Origin of the sequence: Stieleria magnilauensis, assembly GCA_007753675.1 — a bacterium.
GTDB lineage: Bacteria > Planctomycetota > Planctomycetia > Pirellulales > Pirellulaceae > Stieleria > Stieleria magnilauensis.
The window spans coordinates 5,294,491-5,312,125 of the sequence record CP036432.1 but is presented as its reverse complement, the minus strand read 5'-3'; the positions used below and the strand labels follow the sequence as shown (position 1 = coordinate 5,312,125).

The following is a 17,635-nucleotide window of genomic DNA, read 5'->3' as shown; positions in this document are numbered from 1 at the left end:
ATCGGCGCGTTTCTTTGAGTCGCAAACGCGTTAGCAACGAACGGATCGTCCGTTTCTGATGCGCCGACTGTTTCGCAATCCGCACTTTCCCTCTCGATGCCATCGGGAAGCGTGACGGATCGTCACGCGCAGGCGCCCCTCAACAGGCCGGTCCGCCGCCGTCACCGAGGGTGGCGCACTGCTGTCGAGCGGTCACAGATCAAATTCGCGACACAGTTCATCGATCACGTCGTCGGACATCGCTTGGACGCTGCCGATCGATCGGGCGTTGATCACCGCTTCGGCGGTGGACTCCAGCACTTCCAGGCGATCAAAGGCATCCAGGACACTGCGTCCGGTGACGATCACGCCGTCGTTTTCCAAAATCGCTGCCGGCGTTTTTTCGTTGACATAGTCGGCGATCTGATCGCCGTCGCCGAATTGGACGCCGTAGGGGACGCGTTGGACGTCGCGCAGAAAGACGTAGCTTTCCGGAATCGTGCGGACATCGAATTCGCTTTCAGTGACGCTGAACGCTGTCGCGTTGACCGGGTGTGCAAACACGATGGCATTGACGTGGGGGTGGCGACGGTAGATCGCCTGATGCGCCTTGGCCGCGCGGCTGGCCAGTTTCCCCGCTTCACGCCGATCGCCTTCGATCAAAACAAAGTCATCGACGCCCAGCAACTCGCGATCCTGTTGCGTGGGCGTGATCAGGAATGCATCGTCGCCGACCCGCGCCGAAAAACTGCCTTCGGTGCTGATCAGCAGTCGTTGGCGACAACCGCGGCGAACGAAGTCACAGAGTTGGCGTCGCAGTTCTAATTCGATGGCACTGGCGGGCGCTGGATCAAGACTGTCGAAGTCGACGCTGCGGCGGGCTGCCTGGTCCAGTTGGTGGTCGTCCAATAGGTTGACGTTGCCCAGCGCCGCCGCCTTGATCAGCGTCTTGCCGGCGAACTCAAATGCTTCGAATCGCTTGAACGCGTCGGAGAGTGAGTCTCCGGCGACGACGACCCCGTGGTTCTCCAAGATCACGCTGTCGGCACCCTCGGCGAACGACGCGGCGATGTTCGCGCCCAACTGCTTGCTGCCCGGGCAGGCGTACGGCGCGAATCCCAGTTTGCCACAGACCGAATGGGCTTGGTGGAACAGTCGCGTGTTGGGCGTTTGGCGGCAGATGCTGAATGCCACCAGGGCGACCGGGTGCGCGTGGACGACGGACACCACGTCGGGACGTGCGTCGTAGATCGCCTTGTGAAAGGGGAATTCCGAAGACGGCGGATGCGGACCTTCGACGGTGCCGTCGCGGCGCACGCAAATGATATCGCGGCGTGACAGGTTCCCCTTGTCCACTCTCGCCGGCGAAATCCAAATGTCGCCCGCTGCGTCGCGGATCGAAAGGTTGCCGCCGGACGTGGTCGTCATCCGGTAACGATAGATGCGATCCATCGTCTGCATGATCTCGTCACGCGGGTGGATCAAGTTTCGCGAAGTTGTCATAAAAATGCTTGAGCGTTGGATGCGCGGCCGAAAACAAAAACCACCGATGGCAAAGCGGGCTCACGGATGTGAAACGAAAGTTGTAACCCTTACTATGACATCCGTGGGGGCGTTCCGCCATCGGTGGGGGCATCGGTGGGGGCATCCGACGTGTCGGTGATGCAGCACAGCGAGGCGAGCAGCAGTTGACGATCGGGCAGCGACTGACGACCGGGCAGCGGATCAGGCGTTTTCTCGGATCACTCTTGCCATTCCGCGAGAAATTGATCGACGAATGTTCTCATGAATGCTTCGCGCTGTCGGGCCATTCGCCGTGCCGGTTCGGTGTTCAGCAGCCCGCGCAGTTTGAACAGTTTGTCGTCGAAGTGGCGCAGGCCGGTCTTGTGCGTTCCATCCGCATTGCCCGAAACATGAAACGGTTGGCCGAACGCCGCGCCGTATTCAATCGTCCGCACGATCCCGATCGCACCCAACGCGTCCAAGCGATCCGCATCTTGAACGATCTGGCCTTCGAGTGAGAGCGGTTTCGCGTCGTCGCCCTTGCGGAACGAAAGGTTGTCGACGATTTCTGCGACGTGGTCGATCGTTGCCACATCGACGTCGAGTTCGCCGAGGATCTGTCGCGTGAATTCGGCGCTCTTCTCGACCCCGTCGTGGAACTTCGCATCGCCGACGTCATGCAGCAAGGCGGCAAGTTCCACAATCGTCCGATCCCCGCCGACTTCCTCCTGAATCTTTCGCGCCGAACGAAGCACGCGGCCGACATGATCAAAACCATGACCCGCCTGCTGGTCGGCCATCCGCCGGCGGACAATCCGTTCGACGTGGGGGATCAGATCGTTCCTCATGTTCAGTTCTCTTTGGTGTTTGCTAGCAAGTTTGGGACGGATCGTGAGAGATTGAGAAACCCACGGATAGCAGCGCGAACCCACGGATGGCAGCGCGAACCCACGGAAAGCAGAGTGAACCCACGGAAAGCAGAGTGAACCCACGGAAAGCAGAGTGAACCCACGGATGGCAGAGTGAACCCACGGAAAGCAGAGTGAACCCACGGATGGCAGCGTGAACCGAGGAAATTCTGTTTCGTCTCGATCCGTGGGTTCGCGCTGCCATCCGAGGGTATTAATATCACCGTTCTCATCCGGGGGGGCTCATGGCGATTCTTTACGAGGACCGTACGCACGCGATTCGGCGTTGTTTCTTTGACGTTCAGAACGACGTGGGAGTCGGACGCGACGAAGAAGACTATCACCAAGCATTGGTGGTCTGTTTTCGAGACAACGGCGTTCCCTTTGTCAGCAAGCCGATTCACCCACTCTTGCTGTACGGAGAACAAGTCTATCGATTGATCCCCGATTTCGTTGTTTGGGGCAATATCACCATCGAGCTTAAGGCGGTTCCGCGTCGACTCGCTCCGACAGAATTTGTTCAGCTATTTGACTATCTAAAATGTCGAAGGGATTCGTTAGGCCTGTTGGTCAATATGGGGCTTGACCGTGTCGCGATCGAACGTGTGGTATACACTCCCGCAGCGTCGCGATTTGTTGAGAATTGGAAATACTGGAAAGGGAGTATTACCGGGGAAACGCGAACCACCGGTCGAGCGGTTCGCAACGTAGTGAACGACATCTATCAAGAACATGGAACCGGGTATGGCGACGAGGTGCTAGGAAAGCTTTTGTTGTTTGGGCTTCGGCACAATGGAATGAAAGTAGCCGAGAATCCAATTGCCGAATCACGGTACGCTGATACGAAACTACGGCAGTCCGCGTTACATTGCTTGCTGATCGAAGACGAAATTGTTTTGTGTCAAACAGCGTTGTTCGAAGACAACACCTACAATATGAACCGCTGCCGGTCGTACATGAAAGCTCTGGGCGCGCGGTGGGGAATTGCAGTCAATTTTGGGAAATCGCTCGTGGAGATTGCCGGTTTGAGACGCCGGTAGGACCGATACGATCCGCGATCGACATTCACAACTACCACGCTCTCATCTGTACGGTCGCGCTCTCATCCGTGGGTTCGCGCTGCCATCCGAGGGCTTATGTCCCACCCTGTATCCGTCGACGATGCATTTCACCGGCTGTGTTTTTTCACGAAGCGGAGCAGCAGCGGATGGGCGGGGCCGGCCATTTGGCCGTGGTCGTAGCCGTCGAGTTCATAGAGTTCGGTGTCGGGGTGCCCGACGACTTGCATCATCCGCCACAGGTAGGCGTTTTCTTCGTAGCGACCGAGCATTTCCAGCTCACGGTCTCCGGTGATCAACAAGAGCGGTGGGCAATCGTCTCGGACGTGATACAGCGGTGCCATCTCGTCCACGACCGGTTGTTTGCCGTCGATGCCCCGTTCGGCGCGGACGGTGAAGTGGGTGATGGTATGGCCGCTGTAGGGGATCAGTCCTGCGATGTCATCGGCGTCGATGTCGTGCGCGGCCAACCAGCGTTTGTCCAGGCCGAGCATGCTGGTCAGGTAGCCGCCGGCGGAGTGTCCGCTGATGAAGATCATTTTGTTTGAGCCGCCATAGTTTTCGATGTTCTTGAATGTCCAAGCGACGGCCGCCGCAGCGTCCTGGAGGTACGCGGGCGAAGTGACTTTGGGATGAAGTCGGTAGTTGACGGCAACGACGGCGATGCCTTGTTCCTTGAGTTCCGTCGGCACGGATTTTTTGCCGCCTTTTAGTCCGCCGCCGTGAAACCAGACGACCGTGGAGAAACCGGTTTTGGATTCGGGAGCGTAGACGTCCAGTCGGCAACGCTCACGCATGTAGTCGGTCAAATTCTCGCCGCTGCGATAGGGGATGTCCTGGTCGGTTTGGTAGCTCGTTTGTTTGACGAGCTGGTCCTGCGAGACCGCCGTTGCGGCGAAGCAGAATGACAGGATACACAGCGAGACGACGCATCGGGCCCCACGGAGTGAGCAGGCGGAAGAGAAGATCGTCATGGTGTTGAATTCACTCGGAGGCGGGGGTGACATTGTCTCGTCAGCAGCGGGAGGAGCACGAGCCTGTCCATTGAAGCCCGTCGGTATCAGCCAAGCGGCCACGCGACGTCCTTCGCGTAGGCGTCTACGGCTGACCAGATCGCGTTGATCTTGGAGCATCCATTCGATCAACCGACTCGCAAGCATGTTGCGGTAGAGAAGGAGGCCAGTCAAGAGCGCCGGAACCACGTTTCGCAACTAGAGGCCGGCAGTGTTGTTCTGCATCCTTTCTTTCTTGGCGCCCAAGTCCGTTAAGGCGGACAGTTTGATAAGCGGTGGTCGTTCACACATCAACGTCACTTCGCTGTTGACGACAAAGTTCGCGAATTGAGTCGGTGCGATCCATGAGTTGTTATTGACAGGGATGCTGACCGAAACAGTAATCAACGCGGTTTCGTCGGTAATGTCAGTGGGCGTGACTTGGATATCGACAAGAGAGAATCCGGCGTCGTCGACGAGTTGCTGTGCTACCTGTTCCGCCTCCGCTGCCGTTGCTCCCGGCACCATCGCCGCGCGAGCCGCTTCGTATGCCGCGGTGTCGGCGGTATGCTGTAGCATCAACACGCGGCTGACTTCGAACATGAACGCGAAGAACAACAGGATCAGCGGAAATACCAACGCAAATTCGATCGTCGTTGCGCCGCGTGGTTTTCGTTTGTACGAGAACGACTGCGTAGGTCTCATGGTGCTGCCGCGTTAAAACGTGATCAAGGTGGGGAGGCCACGGGCGATGTCTTCGAATACTTGATTGAGCTGAGCACTGTCATTTGCATGGTAGTGTTTGCCGGCGCCGGCATCGGCGACTTCTTGCATGGTCGTTGTATCGGCCTCGTTAGAGAACGTCACGGTGTAAACCATGACATGAGCTTCGGCTGCCATCCGTGCGGCCGACACGGGTTCGGTTCCGGTGGTCGACAGTCCGTCGCTCATCACGACCATGACTTTGGCGGCCCATGGTCTGGCCAGGTTTTTTTTCCGAACTGCGGCGCTGCCCTTGGTGATCCCTTCACCAGTGTTCGTACCGCCCCCACTAAAGTGGTTGCTATGGTGGTCGAGGGCAGCACGAATGCTGTTGTAGTCATGGGTGAGGTCCACGTCGACGGTTGCTTTGGAGGCATACGTCGTCAATGTCACCATTTCGTCATGGTGGGACTGTTCCATCACACTCAAGAACGTGTCAACGGCGGTGACCGTGTCCAGCCAGCGGGAATGAGGCGGAACCGGATCGCCGAATGCCCAGTCGTCATCTGCGGCATCCGGGCCGCTCCCGTCGGCTTGTTCTGAGGCGGAGTAGGCCATTGATCCGGAGCGATCGATCACCAAAGCGATGTCCAGTTCGACCTTGGTGGCAATCGCTGTCTTCATCGGGCGGGGCTGGATCGGCACGCCCATCGATGGGAACAGGAGCGGAACGAGATGGGTTCCGTTCGTTTCAACCTTGACCGCATTGGGATGATTGCCCGGACCAAAGTTGTAGCGTTCCATTTCGGAGTGGCGAGTCGAGACTCCGAAGACGATCTCGGTTTCACTCAAGGCCAGCGTTTGGTTGGCATACGTGTTTGCGTTGAGCATTTGCTCGGCGGCGATGACTGCTTGCTGCTGGTCTCCGGTCACAGCCAGCGTCCGTCCGGCGGCACGGGTGGCGACGTCCAATGAAATCTGCAGTTCCGTTCGAGTCAGTTCCATGTAGACGATGTTGATCATGAAGGCGGCAACGGCAATCATCACGGGCATCAAGATCGCCAACATGGCCATTGTCGCTCCACGCCGCAGGTGTCTGCGATGGCGGGCCTGAATGCGTTCGCGTGGAGGATTGACTGTTGGAACCATGGACTAATACTCCATCATGATGGATACAGATTCCGAGACCGTCGAACTGCCGTAGATCCAGGATCCGACCAGTGCGTTCTCTGATGCAGGGGCTTCGACCGTCGTGATGAAAATCTCTCCGTAGTTGAGAGTGGACGGATCCGCCGGTGTGCAATGGAGCGTGTAGTTGGAGATGTTGCGGCCCATCAGCAGGACATCGCATTGATCCTGTAAGTCTGCCACCGTCACTTCGGGAACGATCGCGAGCCGGGCACACTCGTATGCGGCCACTTTGAGCGATTGCCGCAGATAAATCATCCGACAGGTTTCGATCGTGCCCATCGCGATCAGCAGGAACACGGGCAGGCAAACCGCAAACTCGATCATCGCCGCCCCCTTGCGGCGGCGTCGGACAGCAGAGCGGATTCGAGACAATCGTTTCACGTCAGGGTTCTGCGGCGAAGTCAAAAGAGGGGGCAGGTTTCAATTCGATGAAAGGCTAGGTCAGGTGTGGGGGGGGACACGCCTGATCGATGAACAGAATGACAAAACTGGCACACGCCGCGATCCCGGTTATTCCGCATCCAGGGGTTGGCCGGTTTTTGCGTCTTTCAACGGCTTGACCGACAGACGAGCCGCATCGTCCGCCTGGGGTGGTATCATCTGCCGTTGCTTAGACGATTCCCCCTGGCCATGCAGCGTTGGTGAAGATGAAAAAGTATGTCGCCGAAATGATCGGCACGTTCGTGTTGGTGTTTGTCGGAACCGGTTCGGTCGTGGTCGACAACGTGACCGACGGCGGCGTGACGCTGGTCGGCATCGCCCTTGCCTGGGGGCTGGTCGTTTCGGCGATGATCCATTCGATCGGCGATATCTCTGGCGCCCACATCAATCCCGCCGTGACGATTGCGTTCTGGGTGGGGCGACGATTCGAAGGGAAACACGTGGTCCCGTACATCATCAGCCAATGCGTCGGCGCGCTGCTGGCCAGCGTGTTGCTGCGGGTTTTATTTCCAGATCAAGCCAGCTTGGGACCGACGCTGCCGGCAGGAACGTGGTGGCAATCATTCATTTTCGAAATCATCTTGACGTTGATTTTGCTGTTCGTCGTGCTCAACGTCAGCACCGGTGCGAAAGAAAAAGGGATCACCGCGGGGCTGGCTATCGGCGGTGTGATCTCCTTTGAAGTGCTCTGCGGAGGGCCGATCAGCGGGGCCTCGATGAATCCGGCTCGTTCGATCGCACCGGCGCTGGTCGGAAACCAATTGGAATCCCTGTGGATCTATCTGACCGCTCCGGTCATCGGCGCCGTCCTGGCCGTGCCGATCTCCGCGTACCTGCGCTCCGGTGATTCAGAGGCGACCGACAAAACCGGCTAACTGAATTCGCGTGTGACGCCCAGACACTGGCGCGAACCGGCTGATGTCAATCGATGATCAGCCGTTCAAAGTGGGATCTGCGTGACAGGTGTGCGGTGCAGAATCAGTCGAAGAATCAATCGCAGAATCAATCCACATACAAGAACTCATTCGAGTTCACCATCGCTCGGCACAGATCTTTCAGCGTAGCACCGCTGGCCAAGAACTCCGTCGCGCCCGTCACTTCCTCGCCATCGGGGTGTCGCGAATAGAGTCGCATGTAGAGCGAATCGATCTGTGATCGCAGGTCCGGTTGGCCGGCGGACACGACACTTGCCAATCGCTCCGACGTCTTCATCACAAACGCGGAATTGAGCAGCACCAGCGACTGGATGGCGGTGGTGGACTGGTTTCGTCGCGCGCACGGTTGATCGGCGGTGGGACGATCGAAGGTCGCGAAGAAGGGAAATCGCAAATTCCGTCTGGCGAAAATGTAGATGCTGCGACGCTCATGGTCAGCCTTCGACGGTGTCTCCTTCCATTGTCCCGACTTTAGCGTCTTGACCATTTCCACCGGCAGCGCGGGCCGCACGCCGGGGCCGCCCATCTCATGATTCAGCGAGTCACTGACGGCAAGCAATCCGTCTCGGATCGCTTCGGCATCCAAGCGGCGGCGAGGGAAACGGCTGAGCAACTGGTTGTCGGGGTCGGCCGCCAGCGCACGATCCCAAGACTCGCGATCGAAGCCCTGTTTCGGCCGCGTCCCGGACACTCGATAGACGCTGGACATCACGATCATGCGATGGATTCGTTTGGTGCTCCAGTTTTCCCGCATCAATTCATCGGACAGGTAGTCGAGCAATTCGGGGTGCGTGGGACTGTCCCCCATCACGCCGAAGTCACTCGGTGTCGCCGTCAATCCGGTGCCAAAGTGCTGTTGCCAAATTCGATTGACGATCACACGGGCCGTCAGTGGGTTGGATCGATCGGTCATCCAATCAGCCAACTCGGTGCGTGGCGAGGCGTCAGGCGACGGCGCCGTCCCCGCATCATTGATGACCCGGGGAAACGCCGGTTCCAGCGGGGCGCCCGGCCGACGCCAATCGCCGCGGAGCATCAGATGGGTTTGCGGGTAATCACGATGGGACGCCAAGACGCTGACCGACTTGTTCTGTTCCAGGCGGATCGCCGAATCGAAGAACGCTCGCAGCCGATAAAAATCCGCTTGGCTGATCGCGTCGTACTTGTGGTCATGGCACTGGGCGCAGCCGAATTGCAGTCCCAGCATCACGGCCCCGACAGTCGACGTGATCTCATTAAGCAAGACATGGCGTCGTTCGTCCATCGAGTTGATGTCGGGCATGTCGGGACCTGACAAACAAAATGCCGTTGCCAGCGTCGCTTGTTCCCCGCCGGATTCCACCTGGTCGCCGGCAAGTTGCCAGCGGATGAACGTGTCATAGGGCATGTCGCGGTTGATCGCATCGATCACCCAATCGCGATACTTCCAGGCCTGGTCACGGATTTTGTCGTGTTCGTATCCGTCGGTGTCCGCATAGCGTGCCAGGTCTAACCAGAATTGCCCCCAGCGTTTCCCGAACTCAGGTGAGGCGAGCAACGAATCGACCAGTCGCGAGTAGGCATCGGGCCGCGGGTCGTTCACAAAGTCTTGGACTTGATCGACCGTGGGCGGCAAACCGGTCAAGTCCCAACACAGCCTGCGGATCAAGCTGGACCGATCCGCAGGCGGCGCCGGTTGGAGGGAGTCCTTTTCCAGTCGCGCCAGGATGAACCGGTCGATCCCCGTCCGCGGCCAATCGGTTTGCACCACCACGGGCACGGCGGGCCGCACGATCCGATCATAGGCCCAGTGGTCGCGGTCGAAGTCCGAGATTTCGTCTTCTTCGATTTCGGCGACTGCGTCATCAACCGGTTGGTCTTCCGCGTCGGTCGCCCCGGCGGTCGGGGGCCACGGCAGCAGCGGGAAGATGGCAAGCAACGCCAACAGCAGGGTCATTCGCATCATGAGAGCAGTCCCTCGACGATGTCGACTTCACTGGGTCCGGTCAGACGCTCGTCCAGTCCGTTATGGAAGTAGGTCAGGTCGCGGTGATCGAGTCCCATCAAATGAAGCAACGTGGCGTGGAACTCGTTGACGTGCACTCGATCTTCGGCCGCCCGCAGCCCGACTTCGTCGGTCGCGCCGTAAGCACGTCCGCCGCTGATGCCGGCCCCGGCGATCCATCCACAGTAACCCCACGGATTGTGATCGCGTCCCTTGCCCTGTTCGCTCATCGGCATGCGCCCGAATTCGCCGCACCAGACGACCAGGGTGTCATCGAGCAATCCCGATCGCTTCAGGTCTTTGAGCAGTGCGGCGACCGGTTTGTCGGTTTTGGCGCAGTACTCACTATGGTTCTTGTCGACATCTTGATGCGCATCCCAACCGTTGGTGTCGCCCGAATAGACTTGGACCATCCGGACACCGCGCTGGATCATGCGTCGGGCCAGCAAGCAGCGCTCGCCAAAGTCACGTGTTGTCTTGTCGTCGATCCCGTACATCGAAAGCGTTGCGGCCGACTCCTGTGAAAAATCAACGGCTTCGGGTGCGGCCGATTGCATCCGAAACGCCAGTTCGTACGCATCGATTCTGGCGGCCAGGTCGTCGTCCTGTTCACGTCCGACCAAATGGTTTTGATTGAGCTGCTGAATGAAGTCCAGTGTCGAACGTTGACGGAGATCCGAAACACCGCTCGGCGGTGTTAGGTTGAGGATCGGCGTTTTACCCGGACGCATCGTTGTTCCTTGATAGGTCGCCGGCAGATAGCCGTTGCCCCAGGCCGACGGTCCTCCCTTGAGTCCGCCGCCCGGGTCGGGCAACACCACAAAGGCCGGCATGTCCTCGTTCTCGCTGCCCAGTCCGTAAGCCAGCCAACTGCCGAAACTCGGATGCCCCATCAAGGTGCTGCCGGTGTTCATTTGGTACACCGACTGTGGATGATTGACGCTGTCTCCATGCAGCGACCGGATCACACACAGATCGTCGGCGACGGTGGACAGATGCGGCAGAAAGTCAGAGATCGGCAATCCCGATTGGCCACGCGGCCGGAACGGACGGACCGGGCCGAGCAGTGGATTGTTGGCGACTTTGCGACGCGTCATCACGGAACCAAAACTGTCCGGAAGCGGCTGTCCGGCGTACTTGATTAGATCCGGCTTGGGGTCAAACAGATCGACTTGGCTGGGGCCTCCATGCATGAACAGCCAGATGATTCGCTTGGCCCGCGGTCGAAAGTGGGGCTGGCGAATCGAGCCGTCGTGGTTTCCCGCAAGGCCGTCAGCGGATAGCAGTGAAGCCAGCGCGATCATCCCGGCTCCGCCACCGGCAGAACGCAAGAAGTCACGGCGAAGTGATCGATGGGACGGATGTTGGTTCATGTGGCGTATCTTAGCCGATGTTTTGGGCGACTGCTAATTTGTTGTCTGCAACAACGATCGACACATCCGCCGCCGGTTCGGTTAAACTAATCCTTCCCACCTCCAACCGATGCGTCTCCCCGTGCGTCCAAGCTCCCTCCCCCAAGTCATCGCGTTCCTCGTTTTCGCGGCCCCGTCGATGTCGGCTGCGATCGCGACCGACGATGTCGATTATCTGACCCAGATCAAACCGCTGCTCAGCGAGAAGTGTTACTCCTGTCACGGCGTGTTGAAACAAGAGTCCGGCCTGCGTCTGGAAACGCGATCCCTGATGATCGACGGCGGTGCCCTTGATCCAGGCGATCCGGATGCCAGCGAACTGTTGGCGCGAATCACCGCCGACGAAGACGAACGGATGCCGCCGGCCGAAGACGGTGCCGCCTTGCAACCCGACCAGATCGAATTGCTTCGCCGTTGGATCCAGCAAGGGGCCCGAGCGCCCGAGGAAACGCCGCCTCCGGCGCCGACCGAACATTGGGCGTTTCAACCGATCACACGGCCGACGCTGCCCGAGTCGCCCGGTCAGGCAGATCACCCGGTCGATGCATGGTTGGCCGTCAAGCGGGTCGCCGGCAACGTTCGTCCCGTCGGCCCGGGCGATCGATCGATGATCATTCGGCGGCTGTATTTGGACCTGATCGGATTGCCGCCCACGACCGAGCAACTGCGAGACGAGCGTCCCTGGGAACAAATCGTCGACGACCTGTTGGCCCGCACTGAACATGGTGAACGTTGGGCGCGACACTGGATGGACGTTTGGCGGTACAGCGATTGGTACGGCTTGGGCCAGCAGATTCGGTACAGCCAAAAACACATCTGGCGTTGGCGCGATTGGATCGTCCGTTCGCTCAATGATGACAAGGGCTATGACCGGATGGTCTCGGAGATGTTGGCCGGGGACGAATTGGCGCCCACCGATCCCGATGCGATCGCCGGGACGGGCTACCTGGCAAGAAACTACTACCTGTTCAACCGGACGACTTGGTTGGATAGCACTATCGAACACACCGGCAAAGCGTTTCTGGGTCTGACGTTGAATTGTGCCAAGTGCCACGATCACAAGTACGATCCGATTTCGCAGCTGGATTACTACCGTTTTCGGGCGCTGTTTGAACCGCACCAGGTCCGCTTGGATCCGATCCCGGGCGTGACGGATTTCGAGAAAGATGGACTGCCGCGGGTGTTTGACGATTCAGTCGACCGACCCACGTTCGTGCACCTCCGCGGCGACCCGATGAACCCGGACAAGGAGAATCCCGTCAGCCCCGGCGTGCCCGCGATCCTGGCCGACTTTGCGGCCCCGGTCGAACCGGTGACGTTGCCTCCGGCCGCGTTTGCCCCGGGCACCCGATCGTACGTCCAGCAAGCGGCGATCCAGAAGGCCGAATCAGAGGTTGAAGCTGCCGAGCGAGAACTGGCGGTGGCCAAGAAGCGTCTGGCCGATCAGCCGGGGGCGGAGCCGAACACGCTTCCGGTTGATGACCCATCATGGAGCGTCACGGACACCTTCGATCAGCCCGCACCGGAACGGTGGCGACTGATCGGGGACGGGTGGCAGTACCGCGACGGTGCGTTGCATCAAACAAGATCGACACGTGAGTCGGAAATGATACGGCTGGTCCCGCCGCTGCCGCGTGATTTCGAAGTGGATTGCGTTTACACCACCACTGGTGGGTCGACTTACAAGTCGGTGACGTTTCGATTCGACCAGTCCGAAGACGGCAAGGATTCGAATTACGTCTACACCAGCGCCCACGCCCCCGGACCCAAGGTCCAAGTGGCGTACACACGCGGTGGCAATAGCACGTATCCGGCCGAAGGTCGCAAGGCGATGCCGATCAAGGTCGGCCAGCGTTACCACCTGCGGATCGCAGTCCGAGACACCTTGGTCAACGTTTGGTTGGATGATCAATTGGTCGTCGCCTATCAACTTCCCGATCGTCGCGACGGTTTCTTTAGCTTGAGCGGTTTTGATGCGACCGTTGCCTTTGACGAGATCACGCTCAAAACGCTGTCGCCGGATAGCGAACTGACCGCAGCGGGAAACCAAACCGCTGCATCGGTCGACCCGGAGAACGCGGTGATCGTCGCGGAGTTGAAATTGGCATCGGCCAACGCGGCCTTGGCTTCGGTGCACGCGACCATTGCCGCCGACAACGCTCGTTACGTCGCGTCGCCGTCGCCAGCTGAAACCGACAGCCTGGCCCGGGACGCCGCGAGAAAACAGCTGCAGGCGAAAATTGCCGATGCGGACTATCGGATGATTGCCGATGCCGCCGATGCGAAAAAATTAAAATCGGCGAAGGACCAGAAGTCGGCCGCCGAAAAGAAGCTGAAAGAATTGGAGAAGGCTCAGCCTGACGCCCGGCCGGACTACGCGTCGCTGCGTGGATCCAAAAAAGCACTCGAGACCCCGGAACACAAGGAGCCCGATTACCCCGCGGTCTATGCATCGGTCAGCACCGGGCGGCGTCTCGTGCTGGCGAAATGGATCACGTCGCGACAAAACCCGTTGACCGCCCGCGTTGCGGTGAACCACGTTTGGATGCGGCACTTTGGGACACCGCTGGTCGAGTCCGTGTTCGATTTCGGATTGCGTGCCGAGAAACCGCTGCACTCGGAACTCTTGGATTTTCTGGCTGCTGAATTCATGGAGTCGGGCTGGAGTTTCAAGCATCTGCATCGAATGATCGTGACGTCCGAAGCGTACCGTTTGTCCTCCTCGACACTCACCGCCGACGAGCAAACGCGAACAGGTGATCCGACGAACCGCTACTACTGGCGGGCTAACTCCAAACGCATGGAATCGCAACTCGTCCGCGACAGCTTGTTGTCGCTGGGCGGGAAACTGGATCCGAAAATGGAAGGTCCGTCGATTGATCCCGCCCCGACTGCCATGCGTCGCAGCGTGTACTTAAAACATTCTCGCGACCAGCAAGACAAGTTTCTGGCGATGTTCGATGACGCGGACATCTTGCAGTGTTATCGACGCAGCGAGAGTATCGTCCCACAGCAGGCACTCGCGCTTTCCAACAGCAAGCTTGCGATCGAAATGGCGTCTCAAATCGCATCGCGAATCGCCGCCGGTCTGAAAACCGACGCACCGTCGGACTTCATCGATGAACTGTTTTTTCAACTGCTTTGCCGCGAACCGACTGAAGCCGAGCGATCCGAATGCGCCGCGTTTTGGGATGCCATGACAACGCTTCCCGAACTCCAATCCCCCGACGCCGCCGACCGTGACGCCGTCATCCGCTCCCGATTGACCCAAGCCATCCTCAACCACAACGACTTCGTCACCATCCGCTAAAAAGTGGCGTAAGCTTCCAGCTTGCGTTAAAACAGCAGGGAAGCTTCCAGCTTGCGTTACAACGACAGGTAAGCTTCCAGCTTGTGTTACGGTGAAGATCGCAAGCTGGAAGCGTACGCCACTTTATTCCGCCCACACTCCACTGAATCATGCAACGTTTCCTTCTGTTTCTTGCGCTCGGGCTGGTCTGCCCGGCTGTGGCGTTTGCCGAGCTCTCGGTTCCCCACTTCTTCAGTGACCACATGGTGCTTCAGCGTGAGCGATCGGCACCGATTTGGGGCACCGCCACTCCAGACGCCGAAGTGGTGTTGGAACTCAAGGGAAAGACCGCGACGACTAAAGCGAGTGCGGATGGAAAATGGCGGGTCGGCATCCAGACCGGCAACGCGGACGGTTTGGGATCGACACTGACCATTCGCAGTGGCAGCGAGACGATCAAGATCGACGACGTGTTGATCGGCGAGGTCTGGTTTGCGTCGGGGCAATCGAACATGGCATTCACGATGCGTGGGGCGGCAAGCTACGACACCGCGCTGGCCGAATCCGACCTGCCGGCGATCCGGATGTTCAATGCCGCCACGACGACTGCGGTCGAGCCCCAAGACGACATTGCCGGACAGTGGAGTGTTTGTTCGCCCGATACCCTGGCGAGCTACTCGGCGGTCGCGTTCTTCTTCGCCAGAAAGCTGCACCAGGAACTCGGCGTGCCGGTCGGGGTGATCAAATCAGCGTGGGGTGGCAAACCCGTCGAGACGTTTACCAGTCGCGAGGCACTCGAGACGTTGCCCGGTACGAAGCGGTTGGTCGACGCGGCGATCGAGGCTGACAAGGCCTATGATCCCGAGAAAGCCAAGGTCGCCTACCAGGCGCGACTGGACCGGTGGCAAGCCGACGCGGCGGAACGCCGCAATCGACCCAACGAGCAGCGTGCTCGCGCGCCGCGAAAACCGATACCGCCCAAGCGTCCTTTGAACACCGAAGGAAAACCCGGCGTGCTCTTCAACGCCATGATTCATCCCTTCGTCGGCTACGCGATGCGTGGAGCGATCTGGTATCAGGGCGAAGCCAACGCGAAACCGGGCGCGGTCCCTTACGATCAAACGCTGCCGCTGATGATCCGTGATTGGCGACAACGCTGGAACGATGACTTTTCGTTTTACTTTGTCCAACTGGCAAATTTCCGAGGCCCCTCGACCGAGCCCGGAACCCCGGATCCTTGGGCGTTGCTCCAGGATCGAATGCGGTTGATCTTGGACACCACGCCCAAGACAGGGATGGCAATCATCAATGACGTCGGCGCGGCCAACGACATCCATCCCAAGAACAAGAAAGATCCGGGCGAGCGATTGGCCCGCTGGGCATTGGCCAAAGACTACGGCCGTGACATCGTCTTCTCGGGGCCGCTGTATCGCGACAGCAAAATCGAAGGCAACGCGATTCGTGTGACTTTCGATCAAGCCGGCGAGGGGCTGAAATCGCGAGACGGCGAAGCGTTGAAACGGTTTGAAATCGCCGGCAAGGATCAGCAATGGCATTGGGCCGATGCCAAGACCGTTGGCAAAGACAGCGTGCTGGTCAGCAGCGCCGACGTTCCCGCACCGGTCGCCGTGCGCTACGCCTGGGCGTCCAATCCCGAAGGTGCGAACCTGGTCAACAGCGAAGGCTTGCCCGCGTCGGTGTTCCGCAGCGATGACTGGGACGATGTCACCTCTGCAGGGCGACAGTCAGCGCAAAAGGCGAGCAAGTGAACAGCACCATCAATCGTCGATCGATGCTCTGTGGTGGCCTCGGTTTTGGCAGCCTGGCACTCAACGCGATGCTCCGCCGCGACGGTTACGCCGCCGCGCCGGGTAGCTCGCCGGGTAGTTCGTCAGCCGGCCCGGCGTGGTCGCCTCCAGACGGTTTGCCGCACTTTGCCCCCAAAGCGAAAAGCGTCATCTGGCTGTTCATGCGTGGCGGTGTCAGCCACATGGAAAGTTTCGATCCCAAACCGGCGCTCACCAAGTACGCCGGGAAAACGATCAACGAGACTCCGTTTGCCGATGTTCAAGATCCGGAGAAACTGAAACGGGTTCGGGTCGTCGTCGTCAATGATGCCAACGGCCAGCAACGCAATAAGATCTATCCGTTGCAAGTCGGCTATCAAAAGTATGGTCAAAGCGGAATCGAAATCAGCGACTGGTTCCCGCATCTGGGAGCCTGTGTCGATGACCTGGCCGTGATCCGATCGATGTGGACGACCGATGACAACCATGGTGCCCAAGTGCAGTTTCACTCGGGGCGACATATGCTCGATCCTCGTGTGCCGACGATCGGCGCCTGGGTCAACTATGGGCTGGGGACACTCAACGAAAATCTGCCCCAATTCATCGGCATGGGACCGCGTTTTTTTGACAAACGCGACGGACACTATTTGGGGCCGGCTTACGACAGCGTCGCATTGAAAGTGGACCCGAACAATCCTCTCGACTATGCGAGCCCCGAAGGAAACGTTTCGGCCGGCCAGCAGCGTCTCGGATTTGACTTGGTGCGTCGCTTGAATCACTTGACGGCCGAGCAGTATCCGCACGACCCAGAGCTGGAAGCGAGGATCAAGTCCTATGAATTGGCCTACCGCATGCAAACGGCCGTCCCGGAAGTGATTCGGTTTGACACCGAGACCGAAGCCACCAAGAAACTGTACGGGTTCGATCAGAAAGAAACGCGTCCGTTTGGCGAGCAATTACTCGCGGCGCGTCGTTTCGCCGAACAGGGTGTTCGATTCATCCAAATCATGCATGGCGATGGCGCCGCGGGGGCTTGGGACCAGCACTCGAAACTGAAAGCCAATCATTCCAAATTGGCGATGCAGGTCGATCGCCCGGTCGCGGGCTTGATCCAGGATCTCAAGCAGCGGGGCATGCTGGACGAGACGCTGGTCGTGTTCGCGACGGAATTCGGACGCACACCGGGGTCACAGAACTCCGACGGCCGCGATCACCATCCGTACGGTTTCAGTGTCTTGATGGCCGGTGGTGGACTCAAGGGCGGCATCGTGCACGGCGCGACCGATGAAATCGGTTTCCATGCCGTGGAGCATCCGCACTATGTGACCGATGTCCATGCGACGTTGTTGCATCAGTTGGGCTTGCATTCTCACCGATTGAATGTGCCCGGGCACAAGCGTCTGGAGCAAGATTACGGCCAGGTGATCAAGGAGATTTTGGTCTAAAGGTGTTGG

At 59.1% G+C, this 17,635-nt stretch carries 13 protein-coding genes; 5 read left to right on the top strand and 8 right to left on the bottom strand.

Annotated features, from left to right (window positions below):
• Positions 1 to 192: 192 nt before the first annotated feature.
• Both TBK1r_RS18560 and TBK1r_RS18555 read right to left on the bottom strand, forming a co-directional pair.
• Positions 193 to 1,482 (bottom strand): class II aldolase/adducin family protein, encoded by a 1,290-nt coding sequence (locus tag TBK1r_RS18560; RefSeq protein ID WP_145213795.1) that lies wholly within the window; start codon positions 1,480 to 1,482, stop codon positions 193 to 195.
• 239 nt (positions 1,483 to 1,721) lie between these two features.
• Positions 1,722 to 2,336 (bottom strand): HD domain-containing protein, encoded by a 615-nt coding sequence (locus TBK1r_RS18555; protein WP_419581574.1) that lies wholly within the window; start codon positions 2,334 to 2,336, stop codon positions 1,722 to 1,724.
• Positions 2,337 to 2,635: 299 nt separating this feature from the next.
• On the opposite strand from TBK1r_RS18555, the gene TBK1r_RS18550 reads away from it, so the two are divergent.
• Complete coding sequence (locus TBK1r_RS18550) at positions 2,636 to 3,430, top strand: GxxExxY protein (protein ID WP_145213789.1); 795 nt, start codon at positions 2,636 to 2,638, stop codon at positions 3,428 to 3,430.
• A gap of 128 nt (positions 3,431 to 3,558) precedes the next feature.
• Here TBK1r_RS18550 and TBK1r_RS18545 read toward each other — a convergent pair whose 3' ends face one another.
• The 4 genes from TBK1r_RS18545 to TBK1r_RS18530 all read right to left on the bottom strand — a co-directional run bounded on the left by TBK1r_RS18545 (position 3,559) and on the right by TBK1r_RS18530 (position 6,714).
• Entirely contained in the window at positions 3,559 to 4,422 is an 864-nt protein-coding gene (locus tag TBK1r_RS18545; RefSeq protein WP_145213785.1) for an alpha/beta hydrolase, read from the bottom strand.
• A gap of 237 nt (positions 4,423 to 4,659) precedes the next feature.
• A complete protein-coding gene (locus TBK1r_RS18540; protein ID WP_145213782.1) occupies positions 4,660 to 5,145 on the bottom strand; it encodes a TadE/TadG family type IV pilus assembly protein in 486 nt (161 codons plus the stop codon).
• A gap of 12 nt (positions 5,146 to 5,157) precedes the next feature.
• The gene (locus tag TBK1r_RS18535; RefSeq protein ID WP_145213779.1) at positions 5,158 to 6,291 is read right to left on the bottom strand and encodes a VWA domain-containing protein; all 1,134 of its coding nucleotides are present in this window, start codon (positions 6,289 to 6,291) and stop codon (positions 5,158 to 5,160) included.
• Positions 6,292 to 6,294: 3 nt separating this feature from the next.
• Positions 6,295 to 6,714, bottom strand: a complete 420-nt coding sequence (locus TBK1r_RS18530; RefSeq protein ID WP_372896027.1) for a TadE/TadG family type IV pilus assembly protein — start codon at positions 6,712 to 6,714, stop codon at positions 6,295 to 6,297.
• Positions 6,715 to 6,980: 266 nt separating this feature from the next.
• On the opposite strand from TBK1r_RS18530, the gene TBK1r_RS18525 reads away from it, so the two are divergent.
• On the top strand, positions 6,981 to 7,649 hold the full coding sequence (locus TBK1r_RS18525; RefSeq protein ID WP_419581500.1) for an MIP/aquaporin family protein: 669 nt from the start codon (positions 6,981 to 6,983) through the stop codon (positions 7,647 to 7,649).
• A 127-nt stretch (positions 7,650 to 7,776) separates the two neighbouring features.
• Here the strand turns inward: TBK1r_RS18525 and TBK1r_RS18520 are convergent, their stop codons facing one another.
• Positions 7,777 to 9,654 carry a DUF1549 and DUF1553 domain-containing protein gene (locus TBK1r_RS18520; protein ID WP_145213773.1) on the bottom strand — a complete coding sequence of 626 codons (1,878 nt, stop codon included), beginning with the start codon at positions 9,652 to 9,654 and terminating at the stop codon, positions 7,777 to 7,779.
• Complete coding sequence (locus TBK1r_RS18515) at positions 9,651 to 11,066, bottom strand: DUF1501 domain-containing protein (RefSeq protein ID WP_145213771.1); 1,416 nt, start codon at positions 11,064 to 11,066, stop codon at positions 9,651 to 9,653. Before TBK1r_RS18515 ends, TBK1r_RS18520 begins: the two co-directional genes overlap by 4 nt.
• A gap of 178 nt (positions 11,067 to 11,244) precedes the next feature.
• Between TBK1r_RS18515 and TBK1r_RS18510 the strand changes: the two genes are divergently transcribed.
• The 3 genes from TBK1r_RS18510 (at position 11,245) to TBK1r_RS18500 (ending at position 17,626) form a co-directional block, all read left to right on the top strand.
• Positions 11,245 to 14,415 (top strand): DUF1553 domain-containing protein, encoded by a 3,171-nt coding sequence (locus tag TBK1r_RS18510; RefSeq protein WP_419581499.1) that lies wholly within the window; start codon positions 11,245 to 11,247, stop codon positions 14,413 to 14,415.
• 149 nt (positions 14,416 to 14,564) lie between these two features.
• Positions 14,565 to 16,163, top strand: a complete 1,599-nt coding sequence (locus TBK1r_RS18505) for a sialate O-acetylesterase family protein (protein ID WP_145213768.1) — start codon at positions 14,565 to 14,567, stop codon at positions 16,161 to 16,163.
• Entirely contained in the window at positions 16,160 to 17,626 is a 1,467-nt protein-coding gene (locus TBK1r_RS18500) for a DUF1501 domain-containing protein (protein WP_473772517.1), read from the top strand. The genes TBK1r_RS18505 and TBK1r_RS18500 overlap by 4 nt, the downstream gene beginning before the upstream one ends.
• The last annotated feature ends 9 nt before the right edge of the window (positions 17,627 to 17,635 follow it).

Coding starts and splice junctions, on each gene's coding strand:
- TBK1r_RS18560 (WP_145213795.1), bottom strand. CDS start 1,482: ATGACAACTTCGCGAAACTTGATCCACCCGCGTGACGAGATCATGCAG.
- TBK1r_RS18550 (WP_145213789.1), top strand. CDS start 2,636: ATGGCGATTCTTTACGAGGACCGTACGCACGCGATTCGGCGTTGTTTC.
- TBK1r_RS18545 (WP_145213785.1), bottom strand. CDS start 4,422: ATGACGATCTTCTCTTCCGCCTGCTCACTCCGTGGGGCCCGATGCGTC.
- TBK1r_RS18540 (WP_145213782.1), bottom strand. CDS start 5,145: ATGAGACCTACGCAGTCGTTCTCGTACAAACGAAAACCACGCGGCGCA.
- TBK1r_RS18535 (WP_145213779.1), bottom strand. CDS start 6,291: ATGGTTCCAACAGTCAATCCTCCACGCGAACGCATTCAGGCCCGCCAT.
- TBK1r_RS18525 (WP_419581500.1), top strand. CDS start 6,981: ATGAAAAAGTATGTCGCCGAAATGATCGGCACGTTCGTGTTGGTGTTT.
- TBK1r_RS18520 (WP_145213773.1), bottom strand. CDS start 9,654: ATGATGCGAATGACCCTGCTGTTGGCGTTGCTTGCCATCTTCCCGCTG.
- TBK1r_RS18515 (WP_145213771.1), bottom strand. CDS start 11,066: ATGAACCAACATCCGTCCCATCGATCACTTCGCCGTGACTTCTTGCGT.
- TBK1r_RS18510 (WP_419581499.1), top strand. CDS start 11,245: ATGTCGGCTGCGATCGCGACCGACGATGTCGATTATCTGACCCAGATC.
- TBK1r_RS18505 (WP_145213768.1), top strand. CDS start 14,565: ATGCAACGTTTCCTTCTGTTTCTTGCGCTCGGGCTGGTCTGCCCGGCT.